General features: G+C 69.6%; 13 protein-coding genes and 1 pseudogene. 8 read left to right on the forward strand and 6 right to left on the reverse strand.

Annotated features, from left to right (window positions below; all coding sequences use genetic code 11):
• The first annotated feature begins 178 nt into the window (after positions 1 to 178).
• Positions 179 to 718, forward strand: a complete 540-nt coding sequence (locus VG296_RS15920; protein WP_325566505.1) for a hypothetical protein — start codon at positions 179 to 181, stop codon at positions 716 to 718.
• An 85-nt stretch (positions 719 to 803) separates the two neighbouring features.
• On the opposite strand, the gene VG296_RS15925 is transcribed toward VG296_RS15920, so the two are convergent.
• On the reverse strand, positions 804 to 1469 hold the full coding sequence (locus VG296_RS15925; RefSeq protein ID WP_325566506.1) for a GNAT family protein: 666 nt from the start codon (positions 1467 to 1469) through the stop codon (positions 804 to 806).
• 109 nt (positions 1470 to 1578) lie between these two features.
• On the reverse strand, positions 1579 to 1779 hold the full coding sequence (locus tag VG296_RS15930) for a hypothetical protein (protein ID WP_325566507.1): 201 nt from the start codon (positions 1777 to 1779) through the stop codon (positions 1579 to 1581).
• A gap of 83 nt (positions 1780 to 1862) precedes the next feature.
• Between VG296_RS15930 and VG296_RS15935 the strand changes: the two genes are divergently transcribed.
• A complete protein-coding gene (locus tag VG296_RS15935; protein WP_325566508.1) occupies positions 1863 to 2003 on the forward strand; it encodes a hypothetical protein in 141 nt (46 codons plus the stop codon).
• A 337-nt stretch (positions 2004 to 2340) separates the two neighbouring features.
• Here VG296_RS15935 and VG296_RS15940 read toward each other — a convergent pair whose 3' ends face one another.
• Positions 2341 to 5238, reverse strand: coding sequence for a GH92 family glycosyl hydrolase (locus tag VG296_RS15940; RefSeq protein ID WP_325566509.1), 2898 nt, complete (start codon positions 5236 to 5238; stop codon positions 2341 to 2343).
• A gap of 289 nt (positions 5239 to 5527) precedes the next feature.
• Between VG296_RS15940 and VG296_RS15945 the strand changes: the two genes are divergently transcribed.
• The gene (locus tag VG296_RS15945; protein ID WP_325566510.1) at positions 5528 to 6637 is read left to right on the forward strand and encodes a phosphatase PAP2 family protein; all 1110 of its coding nucleotides are present in this window, start codon (positions 5528 to 5530) and stop codon (positions 6635 to 6637) included.
• A gap of 99 nt (positions 6638 to 6736) precedes the next feature.
• Here VG296_RS15945 and VG296_RS15950 read toward each other — a convergent pair whose 3' ends face one another.
• The gene (locus VG296_RS15950) at positions 6737 to 6883 is read right to left on the reverse strand and encodes a hypothetical protein (RefSeq protein WP_325566511.1); all 147 of its coding nucleotides are present in this window, start codon (positions 6881 to 6883) and stop codon (positions 6737 to 6739) included.
• Between the two features lie 54 nt (positions 6884 to 6937).
• On the opposite strand from VG296_RS15950, the pseudogene VG296_RS32885 reads away from it, so the two are divergent.
• The 5 genes and pseudogenes from VG296_RS32885 to VG296_RS15970 all read left to right on the forward strand — a co-directional run.
• A pseudogene (locus tag VG296_RS32885) lies at positions 6938 to 7054 on the forward strand (autotransporter-associated beta strand repeat-containing protein); the annotation flags it as partial.
• A gap of 178 nt (positions 7055 to 7232) precedes the next feature.
• The gene (locus tag VG296_RS15955; RefSeq protein ID WP_325566512.1) at positions 7233 to 7472 is read left to right on the forward strand and encodes a hypothetical protein; all 240 of its coding nucleotides are present in this window, start codon (positions 7233 to 7235) and stop codon (positions 7470 to 7472) included.
• Positions 7473 to 7537: 65 nt separating this feature from the next.
• On the forward strand, positions 7538 to 8239 hold the full coding sequence (locus VG296_RS15960; protein ID WP_325566513.1) for a ribonuclease H: 702 nt from the start codon (positions 7538 to 7540) through the stop codon (positions 8237 to 8239).
• Positions 8240 to 8350: 111 nt separating this feature from the next.
• Positions 8351 to 9379 (forward strand): glycosyl hydrolase 53 family protein, encoded by a 1029-nt coding sequence (locus VG296_RS15965; protein ID WP_325566514.1) that lies wholly within the window; start codon positions 8351 to 8353, stop codon positions 9377 to 9379.
• Between the two features lie 79 nt (positions 9380 to 9458).
• Positions 9459 to 10505, forward strand: a complete 1047-nt coding sequence (locus tag VG296_RS15970) for a LacI family DNA-binding transcriptional regulator (protein WP_325566515.1) — start codon at positions 9459 to 9461, stop codon at positions 10503 to 10505.
• Here VG296_RS15970 and VG296_RS15975 read toward each other — a convergent pair.
• On the reverse strand, positions 10479 to 11744 hold the full coding sequence (locus VG296_RS15975) for a glycosyltransferase (protein ID WP_325566516.1): 1266 nt from the start codon (positions 11742 to 11744) through the stop codon (positions 10479 to 10481). The genes VG296_RS15970 and VG296_RS15975 overlap by 27 nt on opposite strands.
• Positions 11741 to 12523, reverse strand: a complete 783-nt coding sequence (locus tag VG296_RS15980; protein WP_325566517.1) for a polysaccharide deacetylase family protein — start codon at positions 12521 to 12523, stop codon at positions 11741 to 11743. The genes VG296_RS15975 and VG296_RS15980 overlap by 4 nt, the downstream gene beginning before the upstream one ends.
• Between the last annotated feature and the right edge of the window lie 39 nt (positions 12524 to 12562).

Here is a 12562-nt window from a genome sequence, read left to right on the forward strand (position 1 = left end):
CCCCCCCCCCCGCCGGGTCGTTTCGGGAATGGGAACTGGCCTGGATTCGGGGCAAGGCGCAGGGGACTGTGGGCAACGGGCAGCGGTATGCGGCGTACCGGACTTCCTGACCCGCGATGGGCAGTTCTTCGTCGATCTGCACGGCCACACGCCCGGTCGCGGCCCCTTGGACGCCAACATGGCGCTGCACCGGCTGCTGACCCAGCTCGGTGTCGATCCGGTCGCCATCCCGCACGAGCTCGAGGAACGCGCGGCGCTCTGGCGTGCGGAGACGGCCGGGCGCAGAGCGGTGGTGCTGCTGGACAACGCCGCGACCGTGCAGCAAGTACGGCCCCTGCTGCCCGGGGGCGGCTCCTGCAGCGTCGTCATCACCAGCCGCCGGCGCCTGGTCGGGCTTGAGGGCGCCGAGATCCTCTCGATGCGCGTGATGACGGTGCCGGACGCGGTCGAGCTGTTCGACCGGATCGCCGGCCTGGACCGCACGGCCGGCGAACGGGACGCCGTGGTGGAGGCCGTCGGCCTGTGCGGGTTCCTTCCGCTGGCGATAGATTACTTCCTGCAGGCCCACGCCCTGACCATGATCGGGGACACGCGCCTCGCCATGGGAGAGCCCTCAGTCGCCAAGGATCTCTGGCAGCAGGCCCTGGTCATCCTCGACAATCTCGCGCACCGCGACGCCGCAGGAGTGCGGGAACGCCTTCGAGCGCTCGAGTCCTGATAGCGCGGGCTTTCGTCTGCTCACAGCGAACAGGTGCCGTGGTGGCCTCTTGGTGGGAGGGGCTGGCCCGACGGCACGCAAGGGCCTAGCTGCCGATGCCGAGTACCGGGAGGCAGTCCGGGACGCCGGCGAGGGTGATGTCGGTGCGGCGGCTGGCGAGCCACTGTTCGCGGGTGAGGAGCCAGCGGTTCAGGTCGGCGGGGTCGCCGTGGCGGGTTGCCCAGGCGATGCCGTTGGGCTGGTAGCCGAGAGCTGCGGAGACGCGGTTGGAGGCGTGGTTGTCGAAGAAGGCCTCGCTTTCGGCGCGGCGTGCGCCGAGTCCCTCGAATGCGAGGTGGAGTACGGCTTGGCGCATCTCACGTCCCAGACCGCGGCGTCTGGCGTCGGGGCTCAGCCACGAGAACGTGGTGACGGTGCGGAATGCGGCGAAGTCGACGCCGATCAGGTCCTGCATGCCGATCGGCTCGCCGTCCAGGACCACGACGAAGTACAGGCGCCAGAAGCTCTCGTTGACTCGTCCGCGTCCGGCCCACATGGCTCGTAGCCAGGCCCATTCGCGGTTCGGCGAGTCCTGATACAGCGACATCGGGTCGTCGAACGGCCACGGCGGTTCGGTGGCCACGCCCTTGCGCACGATCGGGACGAGCCGCTCCAACATCGCGTCGGTCGCGCCGAGCAGGGAGAGTACGGGGGTGTGAACCTGCACGTTCAGCGGCGGGTACGTCGAGGCAGGTGCGGCGGGGGTATCCACGGCGGCAACGTTAGAAGCCGCCTCGCGTGTGGCGCAAAGGGTTTCTGGCTTGCAGCTTGTCCGGTTTCACCTGTGTGTGGCAGGTAAACCGGACAAGCCAGCGAAGGCGTTACGACAGGCCGAGCGAGCAGACCGCTGTCGTACAGTTGGTGATGATCGCGTTCCGGGCGTCGGCGAGACTGACCGCGCCGTCGCACACGGCCTTCTTCAGCTTGTTCTCCACCGCGTCCTTGGTGTACGAGGTGTTGCCGGAGCTGTCGGCGTAGTGCGGCTCGGGCCACAGGGTTGCCCGGGTCGGTCGGGCTGCCACCGAGTTCGAGGGGCACGAAGTGGTCCTCCGCGTAGTCGGACATGCTGGTGTCGCTGTACCCGTAATCGACGATGCCCGCGGCCTTGAGCTTGTTGGTGTACGAGGTCGACGGACGTATGGTGCTCGTCCAGCCGGATACGCAGATGGTCGAGTCGATGGTGTCCTGCGTGACGTCCGGGTTGAGCACGCCCGGAGTGCAGGACGGGTCAGGCAGCGGCAGGTAAGCGGTCGAGCAGGTGGTGGTGACGGTGTCGGCGTGCGCGACCGTGGCGGTGGAGGCGGCGATGCCGAACAGTCCTGCGCAGGTCAGGGCGGGTGCGGTCAGCAGCACGACCCGGCGGTGGAGCGAGGCGGGGAGCATGTGGGTAGGGTCCTTTCAAGGATCAGACCGCTGAATATCAGCGGTCTGCGTCGATGAAAGCGGCTACCGGCGCAGGGATCCACCACGGCCCGGTTAATCTCTCAAGGCGGGTGGCGGAGGAATCGGCTCGAACCGGTGAAACGATGCTGCGCAGTCCGGAAGAACCGGGCTGCGCAGCATGTGAAGCGGGGAAAGTGAACCTACGGCAGCGTCCAGACCTGGCCCGCCGCGGCGGCACAGGTCTCCAGCGCGAGTTGCGTCCTGTTGGTGGCGCCGTTGCTGGTGTCGGTGAGACAGAGGCCTGATGCCGGGTTGACCAACTCGCCGGATGCGTTCTGCTGCCATTGCTCGGCGACGGTGCCGTTGCACGTGTGCAGCTGGATCTTGGTTCCTGCGGTCGTGGCGCCGTTGGTGACGTCCATGCAGTCGGTGAGGACCTGCAGGGTGTGGTCCGGAGCCACTGTCCAGGTCTGCGCGTTGGTGCTGTTGCAGGTGTAGACCTGGATCGCGGTGCCGTTGGAGGTGCCCGCGGCGGCGTCGTCGATGCACTTGCCGGTCTGGGTCTCGGTGATCGCGCCGACGGGTTCGGTGACGCCGGTGCCGGGGGTGCCGTTGTAGGACGGCGGGGCGTCGGCCGTCGCCGCTGCCCAGGAGGTGTCGGCGCTCGAACCGAGACTGAAGTCGAGCGTCGTTCCGCTGAGCACGTCCGTGGCCGGCAGATACGCGAGTGAGGACGAGGTGCCGTTGATCGTCAGGCCCTGGACGTACGGGTCGGCGGCGGCGGCGTTCGGGGCGTCGATCGTCAAGGTCTTGCCTGCGGAGCCCACGGACACCACGGCTTGCGTGAACAGCGGGCTGCCGATCGCCAGGTCGGCCGTGCCCGGGGTCTCCGGGTACAGGCCGAGCGCGGACCAGACGTACCACGCGCTCATCTCGCCGAGGTCGTCGTTGCCGGGGATGCCTCCGGCCGCATCCGACCACAGTTGGTCCTCGACCGCTCGGACGTTGCTCTGGGTCTTGTACGGCTCGCCGACCCAGTCGTACTCCCACGGGATCTCGATGCTCGGCTCGTTGCCCAGGTTCGCCTGGGTGCCGACGACGCTCGCCAGGCCCTGGTAGCCGCTCAGCACGCTGTCGAGGTAGCCGGCCAGCGATGAATCGCCGCCTTCGAGGCTCGCGAGCTCGGCGATGTTGAACGGGATGTCCGGGGTGTAGGTGAACGCGTCGCCCTCGGCGAAGTCGTTCGACGACGTGCCGGTGATCAGCTTGGCGTTGAAGCCGTCCATCCAGCGGCCGTTCGAGTGCCGCGGCTGTATGTATCCGGAGGACGTGTTGAAGATGTTCTCCCAGTCCTGCGCCCGGTTCTGGAACTTCGTCTGCACGGACGTGTTGCCCAGCTTGCCCGCGAACGCCGAGAGCGCGAAGTCGTCGATGTCGTATTCGAGCTGCGTCGTCCCCGTCGCGTACTCATGGCAGCAGCCGTAGATGCTGTTGGTCGGGAGGTAGCCGAAGCTGTCCAGGTACGTCACGCCCGGCGTCACGTTCGTGTCAGTGGTCTGTTCCTTCTCCATCGCGGAGAGTGCGGTTGACGAGTCGAAGCCGGTGGCGCCGAACGCGTAGTAGTCGGCCAGTACGGGCACCGCCGAGTCGCCGACCATAATGTAGGTCTCGCCGTTGTTCATGCCCCACTTGGTGAGCGTGCCGCCCTGCGCGTAGTCGTCAAGGATCGACTGGGCCATGTCGTCGGCGGTCTGCGGGTTGATCAGGGCCGTGAGCTGCGCCTGGGATCGGTAGATGTCCCAGTTCGAGAAGTCCCCATACTCATTCGAATGCCCCGAGCCGATGGTGTGCACGTTCCCGTCGAAGCCGCGGTATTCGCCGTCCGCGTCGCTGATCACGCTCGGGAACAGCTCGGCGTGGTAGAGCGCCGTGTAGAACGTGGCCTGCTCGGCCGACGTGCCGCCAGCCACCTCGATCTTGTCGAGCGCTGCGGTCCATGATGCCTGCGCCGACGCCTCGACCTGCGCGAACGTCCCGTTCGCCACCTCAGCGCCCAGGTTCGCCCGAGCCTCGGCGGTCGAGGTATACGAGATGCCGACACGCGCGGTGACGGTGGTCTGAGCGGACAGGGTGCCGAAGGTGACGTACGCGCCCCCCGGACCGGCCGAGGTGCCGTCGTACGTCCCTTCGGCGGTGAAGTTCTGGTCGAACTCGATCGCGAAGTAGACGGTGAAGTCGTTCGTCGCCTCACAGAACCCTGAACTCGTCACCGAGCCGGTCAGTTCGTCAGAGCCCACGGTGTTCAGCGTGGAGGAGACGTAGGGGGTGTCTGGGCTGTCCAGCTTCAGCAGCAGGGACGCTGACGTCGATGCGGGAAAGGTGAACTGTCCGATGCCGGCATGGGTGGATGTGGTCAGCGCGACGGACGTGCCATTGCCCAGCGCGACGGAGTAATACCCCGGTGACGCCGTTTCATTGCTGTGCGCGAAGGATTCGTCATCCAAACCGGGGCTGGAGCCGACCGAACCGGTGATCGGCAGGATCGGCACGTCGCCCGCGGCCTCGCAGCCGACGCCCGAGACGTGCGTCAGGCTGAAGCCGGTGACGTCCGAGTCGGCGTAGTTGTAGCCGCCGCCGTTCGGCCGCGAATTGGTGTCCGGGCTCCACTGCAGCATGCCGTGCGGCACGTCGGCGCCCGGGAAGGTGTTGCCCGCGCTGTAGTCGGAGTTCGAACCGGTGCCGACGAAGGGGTTGACGAGCGAGTCCGGAGACGTGACCAGGCTCGCGGCGGCGGGCGTGATGGTGGCCATTGTCGGGGCTGCGGCGGAAACCGCGAGCGTCACGAGGGCGCTCGCGGTCAGCAGCCGCAGCCCCGCCCGCGCCGAACGACGCAAGCGGGGCCTGCGTATCGTGTACGGCGTCTTGTCGTTGTACGTGTTGTGAATGCCGGTCCCGGTCACGCCGGCGAGACTCAGTGAGCTGAGATCGGCGGCCCGGGCGGGAGCCGCGGCCGAGCCGGTGCCGACGGCGGCGAGCAGCAGTGCCGCGGCGGCGGCCAGCCGGCCGCCCGTGCGCGTGATGAGGGTGGGTAGGGGCATGGTCGTCTCCTCGAGGGTTTTCCCTTGCGGGGATCGGGGGAGTTCGGCCGAGAGCCAGGACGCATCCTGACACACCGTCGGGCACCCGTCGAGGGCGCGCGGAAGGTTTGGTAACGCACGGGTTTCTCATCCACGCAGTTGGCGGCGGTGCAGGTCAAAGACGCCTGGGAGCGTTCACGGAGCGGTCGCTCAGTGTTCTCCGGGCCGTGGCGCGCGGCGCGGATGCTGCCGGGGCGGAACGCGCGCACACACGAACACGCACTGACTTCCGGCCGTCGACAGAAAGCCGATGATGACGATCTCCTCGAGCAAGCTCAGCCGCCGCGGATTCCTGGCCGTCTCGGCCGTGGCTCCCGTCGCCTTCTACGCCTCGCCCGCTGCCGCAGCCTCCGCGAAGGCCGCGGCCACCGGCACCTCGCTTGCCGAGACCGTCACCGGTCTGCCATTCGTCGAGTCCTACCAGACGAACATCTCGACGAACCTGACCGCCGCGACGAACGCCGCGGTGCGCGCGCTGGACGGCATGGCCGAGGCGTGGGAGACCGGCAGCGCGTGGAACAACGGCACCGTGCTGCTGAAGAACTACCTGCGCGCGAACATGGTGCTCAGTGCGAAGGTGACCAAGGACCGCACCGAGGCGCAGGCCAAGGAGGCGTTCATCTTCGACCGGCGGGATCAGAGCTATTCGATGATCACCGGCCTCGGGCCGCTTGCCGACCTGTACAAGTCGGGAGCGCTGGCCGTCACCACCATCACCTCCGCGCCGGACGGCACGCCGTCCACCACCATCAATGACGGAGTCCCGGCCGGAGCTCCGGTCGGCTCGTCCACCGGCGCCGGATCGTCCACCTCCGCGCTGGGCAGCGTCGTCGAGCTCGTCGACACAGTGCGCGGCAACTACTCGTCCGGCAGCCCGTCGAAGAGCGCGTACAACTACCCGCGGCCGTGGCGGATGAACGAGGACAGCGAGGTCGTGGACACCGGCACGGTGGACGCGTGCGGCTTCCCGGTCTACGAGTCGGACGTCGAGGTCTGTGCGCAGCTGCTCCTCCAGCGCAGTACCACCCCGGCGAGCGACGGCGGCTTCCCGAGCGGGCATACCAACGCCTTCTACCTCGCCGGGATCGGCTACGCCTACGCGCTGCCGGAGCGCTTCCAGGAGCTGATCGCCTGCGCGTCGTACTCGGCGAACACGCGCATCGTCGCGGGCATGCACTCGCCGAACGACGTGATCGGCGGCCGGATCCTGGCAACCGCGCTGGCCGCCGCGATCCTCTACGACCCCGCGAACGCCACGATCAAGGCGGCGGCCCGGGCACAGGCGCTGGCCTACTTCGAGGCGCAGACCGGCACGACCGCGGACACGCTGTTTCGACTATGCGCACTCGCAGGGCGTTGACGAGGACCAGTTCGCCGACCGCGAGGTGAATGCCGGCATCGTCTACCCGCACCTGACCTACGGCCTGCCGACCGGCGGCTCACAGAAGCCTGCGAAGGTCTAAGCCGCGCCGGAGGGGGCCGAGGTGCTGCTGGAGACCCGCCAGCCGTACCTGACCGCCGACCAGCGCCGCGAGGTCCTGGCCACGACGGCCATCGACTCGCGCAACGTGATGCTGGACGGCTTCGAGGAGTGGGGCCGGATCACCTGTTCGCGGCCGCCTACGGCTACGGAGCCTTCACGAGCACGGTCACCGTGGCGATGGACGCGAGTCAGGGCGGCTTCAACCGCGCCGACGCGTGGCGCAACGACATCAGCGGCAAGGGCGACCTGGTGAAGCAGGGCACTGGCACGCTCACCCTCGCCGGCGCGAACAGCTACAGCGGCGGTACGACGGTCCAGGCGGGCACGGTCGTCGCGGCCTCGGCCGACGCGCTCGGCCACGGCGACGTGACCGTGCAGTCCGCGGGCACGCTCGCGGAACTCGGCCGACGCGGCAGGCTGCGGCGGCGTCGAGGTCCGCGGCGACTTCACGCAGGACGGCGGCACGCTGCAGGTGAACCTCGGCGGCACGGACGTCCGCGGCGCCGCGCTGTCCGTCGCCGGCCGCGTCGAGCTCGGCGCGGGCAGCACTCTCGCCTTGAACCTGACGAGCGCCCCGCGCACCGGCACCGTGGTCCCGGTGCTCGAGGCCCGCGGCGTGCACGGCTGGTTCGACACGGTCAGCGTCAACCTCGCGGGTGTGCAGGCCGCCCCGGTCCAGACGCGCGAGGGTGTCTCGGTGCGCTTCGGCTAGCTGTATCCGGCGAGGGTTCGGCGGTGGTCGCCACTGCCGGCCCCTCGCCCTGGCATGATGGACGAATGATCGACCGAGTCCTCGCCGCGTGTGACGGTGCCTGCAAGAAGAACCCCGGACCCGCCGCGTGGGCGTGGGTCATCGCCGAAGACGCGAACGGCGGTCCCGGACGCTGGGCGGCCGGAGCGCTGGGCACCGCGACCAACAACATCGCCGAGCTGACCGCGCTGGAGGAACTGCTCTCGACGGTCGATCGAGTGCCTTTGGAAGTGCGGATGGACTCGCAGTACGCGATGAACGCCGTGACGACCTGGCTGCCGGGTTGGCGCAAGCGCGGCTGGAAGACGGCGTCCGGCAGCCCGGTCGCCAACCGCGAGCTCGTGGTCCGCATCGACGCGCTGCTCACCGGGCGCGACGTGAAGTTCGTCTACGTACCCGCGCACCAGGACGGCGGCGATCCGCTCAACGCCTTCGCGGACGAGGCGGCCAGCGCGTGCGCGATCAGCCAGCAGTCGGTCGCGGGAGTGCTGACGCCCGAGCAGAGCCGACTGCTCGCCGTGCCCGCCGTCACCTCGGCCCCCAAGAAGAGCGCCGCCGCCGCGAAGTCGGCGAGTTCAGGCGGCGAGCCCAGGTCCATCGCGGCTAAATACGCCGGGACCTGCGGCTGCGGTCGGCGCTACGCGGCCGGCGAGCGGATCGCCAAGGGGCCGAACGGCTGGGGCCACGTCGATTGCGCGGCGGGTGTGTCGAGCGCGTCAGGCGCCTGACCCGCGGCCCTGAAACTTTCATCGCGGTGCTTCGCCTCCGACGGAAGCGGGAAGAGAATCCTGGGAGCGCTCCCAGGACTCCTTGCCCACACCCCTTGAGAGGAACGCACCATGGCGGAACGCGAAATCAGTCGGCGGACCCTGCTGGCCGGAGCGGCGGCGGGGGCGGTCGGGCTCGCTGTCGGTTCGCCGTTCGGGGCCTCGTCCGCGCAGGCGGCCTCGTTCATCAACGGGGCCGACATCAGTTGGGCGCAGCAGATGTCCGCCGGGGGCTACACCTGGAAGAACGCCTCGGGCACGGCCGAGAACCTGTTCACGATCCTGGCCGGCTACGGCATCGGCGCCGTTCGGCTGCGCACCTGGGTGAACCCGTCGAGCGACCCGGTCAACGGGCACTGCTCGATCAGCGAGACCGCGGCGATGGCGGTGCAGGCCAAGGGCGCGGGTATGAGCGTGCTGCTGGACTTCCACTTCGGCGACACGTGGAACTCGGTCGGCGTGCAGAATCCGCCGGCGGCCTGGGCGAGCATGACGTACTCCGGGATGCTCACCGCCATGTACAACTACGTCTATCACTCGATGAACGTGTTGAAGTACGACGGCATCTATCCCGAGTGGGTGCAGATCGGCAACGAGATCAACTCAGGCATCTGCCACCCCGTCGGCGGCGTCAGCCGGCCCGCGCAGATGACCGGCCTGCTCAACGCCGCGCACGACATGGTCAAGGAGGTCTCGCCGAACTCGCAGGTCTGCGTCCACCTGGCCCAGCCGCAGAACTACGCGTCGATGGAGACATTCTTCAGCGCCTACAGCGGCAACGGCGGCAAGTGGGACATGTCAGTGTTCTCGTCGTACGGCAGCGCGTCCGAGGCCGCGGGCATCGTCGCGAACATGGCGGAGATCTCCGCGGCCTACGGCAAGCCCTTCATGCAGGCCGAGTTCGGCGGGTCGGCGAGCAGCCCGGGGAGCACCGAGAAGACCCTCGAGGCCTACCTCATCGCGCTCAAGGCCAAGGGCGGGCTCGGCCTCTTCTACTGGGAGCCCGAGGTGTATTCGCCCTTTGACAGCTACGGCTCGGGAGCCTGGGACGCCTCGACCCGGGAGCCGACGGTCATCATGGACGGCTTCGCGGCCGCCTGAACCACATCAACAGCTTCAGCCGCGCATATGATGGGCCCATCTCCGGATGAAACATTTCAATGTGACTGGTGGTGCTGGAGTGCTCAGACGGACGGTGGGGATCAAGGACGTCGCCCGGGAGGCCGGCGTGTCCGTCGGCACGGTCTCCAACGTGATCAACCGGCCGGACACCGTGGCCAGGGCGACCCGCGAGCGGGTGCAGGAGGTCGTCCGCCACCTCGGCTACGTCCGGAGCGAATCCGCACGTCAGCTGCGGGCCGGGGCCAGCCGGATCGTCGGCCTGCTGGTGCTCGACATGGGCAACCCGTTCTTCGTGGACGTCGCGCGCGGGGCCGAGCGGGCGGCGCGCGCGGCCGGGCTCGGCGTGATGGTCTGCAACAGCGCCAGCTCGCCGGATGAAGAGGCCGAATACCTGTCGATGTTCGTCGAGCAGCGGGTGCGCGGCGTGCTGGTCACGCCCGCCGATCCGACCGGCCGCGACCTGGACCTGCTGCGTCGCCACGGAATTCCGTACGTCGTGGTGGACGCCATCGTCGACGACACCGAGGACGGGGGAGGGTCCTGCTCGGTCTCCGTGGACGACGTGGCGGGCGGTGAGATGGCCGTCGCGCATCTGCTCGCGCAAGGGCATCGTTCCATCGCCTTCGTCAGCGGCGTCGGGCACGGCCGCCCGCAGATCCGGGATCGGTGGAAGGGCGCATGCCGGGCGGTCGCGCTGGCCGGCCTCGCGCCGGAGACGGTGCGCGAGATCCTGCCGGATGTCGCCGCGTCCATCGGGGCCGACGCCGTCGCCCGCCTGCTCGACCTGCCCGACCGGCCCACGGCGGTGTTCTGCGCGAACGACATGCTGGCGCTGGGCGTGCTGCAGGCGCTGTTCGCGGCCGGGATCAAGGTGCCCGAGGAGATCGCGCTCGTCGGATACGACGACATCCAGTTCGCCGCGGCGGCCGCCGTCCCGCTCACCTCGGTGCGGCAGCCCGCCGCCGAGATGGGTCGGATCGCCGCCGAGATGCTGGTCCGCGAGAGCGCGGCCGACCACGACGTCGAAGGGCACGCGCACCGGCACGTCGTGCTGCAACCGGAGCTCGTCGCGCGTGCCTCAAGCAGCCTGCGCGTCGCGCCGTGACCTTCGAGTACCCGTCTTCGTCTTTGCCTTCGTCTTTGTCTTCGGCTCGGTCTTCGTCTTCGTTTTTATCTTGATCTTCGGCGGGGACGCCGTCTTCGGCTTGGTCCTCGTCTTGGTCTTCGTGCTGATCGGCCGCCCGCCCGCCGAGGCCGCGACGTACTCGTGCACGTCGAGCATCTCCTCGACCGAGCGCGACCAGGGGTGGCGCTCCGCGCGCGACCGTGCCGCCGCGCGCCGCTCCGCCTCGGGACGGCGGAGCACCTCGAGCACGCCCTCGGCCATCCCGCTCGCCGTCGGCGACGCCACCGCTCCGGCGGCCCCGCCGAGCAGTTCGCCGGACGCACCGCCGGACGCCGCGACCACGGGCGTTCCGCAGGCGAGGGCTTCGAGCACTGACAAGCCGAAGCTCTCCACGAGGCAGGGCGCGAGCACTACGTCCGCCGCGGCCAGCCGGGAGGCGAGCAGCGGCCGGTCGCCGACATGGCCGTGGAACTCCACCGGCAGGCCCTTGGCCGCGCGACGCAGTTCCGCCTGCGCCGTACCGGTTCCGTAGATGTCGAGATGCGCGTCGTGGCCGGTGCGGGTCAGTTCGCGCAACGCCGCGATCGCGAGCCCGACGTTCTTCTCCTGCGACAGTCGGCCCGCGTACGCGAGGTGGATGCCCTGGTGTGCGACGGTGCACTGCGGATGGAACAGCTCGAGATCCACACCCAGCGGTATCCTGCGGAGCGAGCGCAGCTTCAGGCCGCTGAATTCGTGCTCTGCGAACTGGGACGTGACCACGACGGCGTCGAACCGGGTCGCCACCCGCTGGTTCCAGGCCCGGATCGCGGCCCGCGCCGCCGGAGAACTGCCGGTCCGCGGCATGTGCGCGGGAATGATCGCGTCCAGCCGCTCGTGCGAGAAGAGCACCGCGCCGACGCCGTGCTGCGCGGCCCAGCCGGCCACGGCCGTCAACGTGTACTTGTCCGAGACCTCGATGACGTCCGGTTGCAGCCGTTCCAGCAGCCGCTCGACCGCACCCGTTCGCATGATCATGCGATAGCCGTTGCCCACGGCCGTGCTCGGCACGGTGACCGTCATCCCGGCCGCGGTGTGCCGCACCTGCCATTCGCGGTCCGGAACGACCAGGGTCCGCTCGTGGCCCGCGGCCGTGTAGCCGTCGCCGAGCCGGTCGATCGCGGTGCGCAGGCCGCCTGAGGTGCGGCTGTAGAGATTCGCGAGTTGGACGATCCTCACGTCGTGGCCCGGGCGCGGTCCGCGTTCGGCTCGCGCGAGCTGCGCGGCAGGCCCAGCGCGGCGGCGTACGTCGTGGGACGCGCGCCCAGGTCCAGGGCCTCGTCGATGGCGCCCAGCGTCGCCTCGCGCAGGCCGGGACGGCTCAGGTCGTCGGGGTGCAGCGCGATCCGGAAGGCCCGGCCGTCGCGCGCGAACCGCCGCGCCGCCGCTACCATCAGCCGCACGCCGAGCCGCTCGCCGACGCCGCCGGGGCGGTGCGAGAGCGCGGGGGCCGCGAGCCGCAGTTCGGCCGCGGCGCCGCCCGCTCCGGCGAACGAGTGCACGCCCAGGTGCGTCGAGTAGTAGCGCAGGCCGCTGCGTCGCAGTGCGCTGACCGACTCCGGCGAGACCAGCCAGCCGGGCGGGTGGAAGCCGACCGGGTCGATGCCGACGTCGGCCAGTTCTTCGAGCCCTGCCTTGATCCGCGCGCGGGCCTCGCCCTCGGAGAGCGTCGCGAACTCGGCCGCGCCGCGCGCCATCAGCTGGGCCACGCCGCGTCGCCACAACGGTCCTGAGCCGTGCGTGGCGACGTGGTAGAAGCCGTGCAGGGACAGCTCATGCCCGCGATCCTGGGCGTCGAGCATGTCCTCGGCCAGCTGCGGATCCGACACCAGACTGGCCCCGCGCCACGGCCCGGGCACCAGCAGCAGCGTGGCCGCAATGCCGCGCGAATCTAGGGCGTCGAGCCAGCGCGCCGTCTGCGAAGCCGTGCCCGGAGCGATGTCGTGGATCGACACCATCAGCGGCGCACCGCCATGCGGCGCGCCGGGTCTGCCGCT

This window comes from Actinospica sp. (genome assembly GCF_035552695.1).
GTDB lineage: Bacteria > Actinomycetota > Actinomycetes > Streptomycetales > Catenulisporaceae > Actinospica.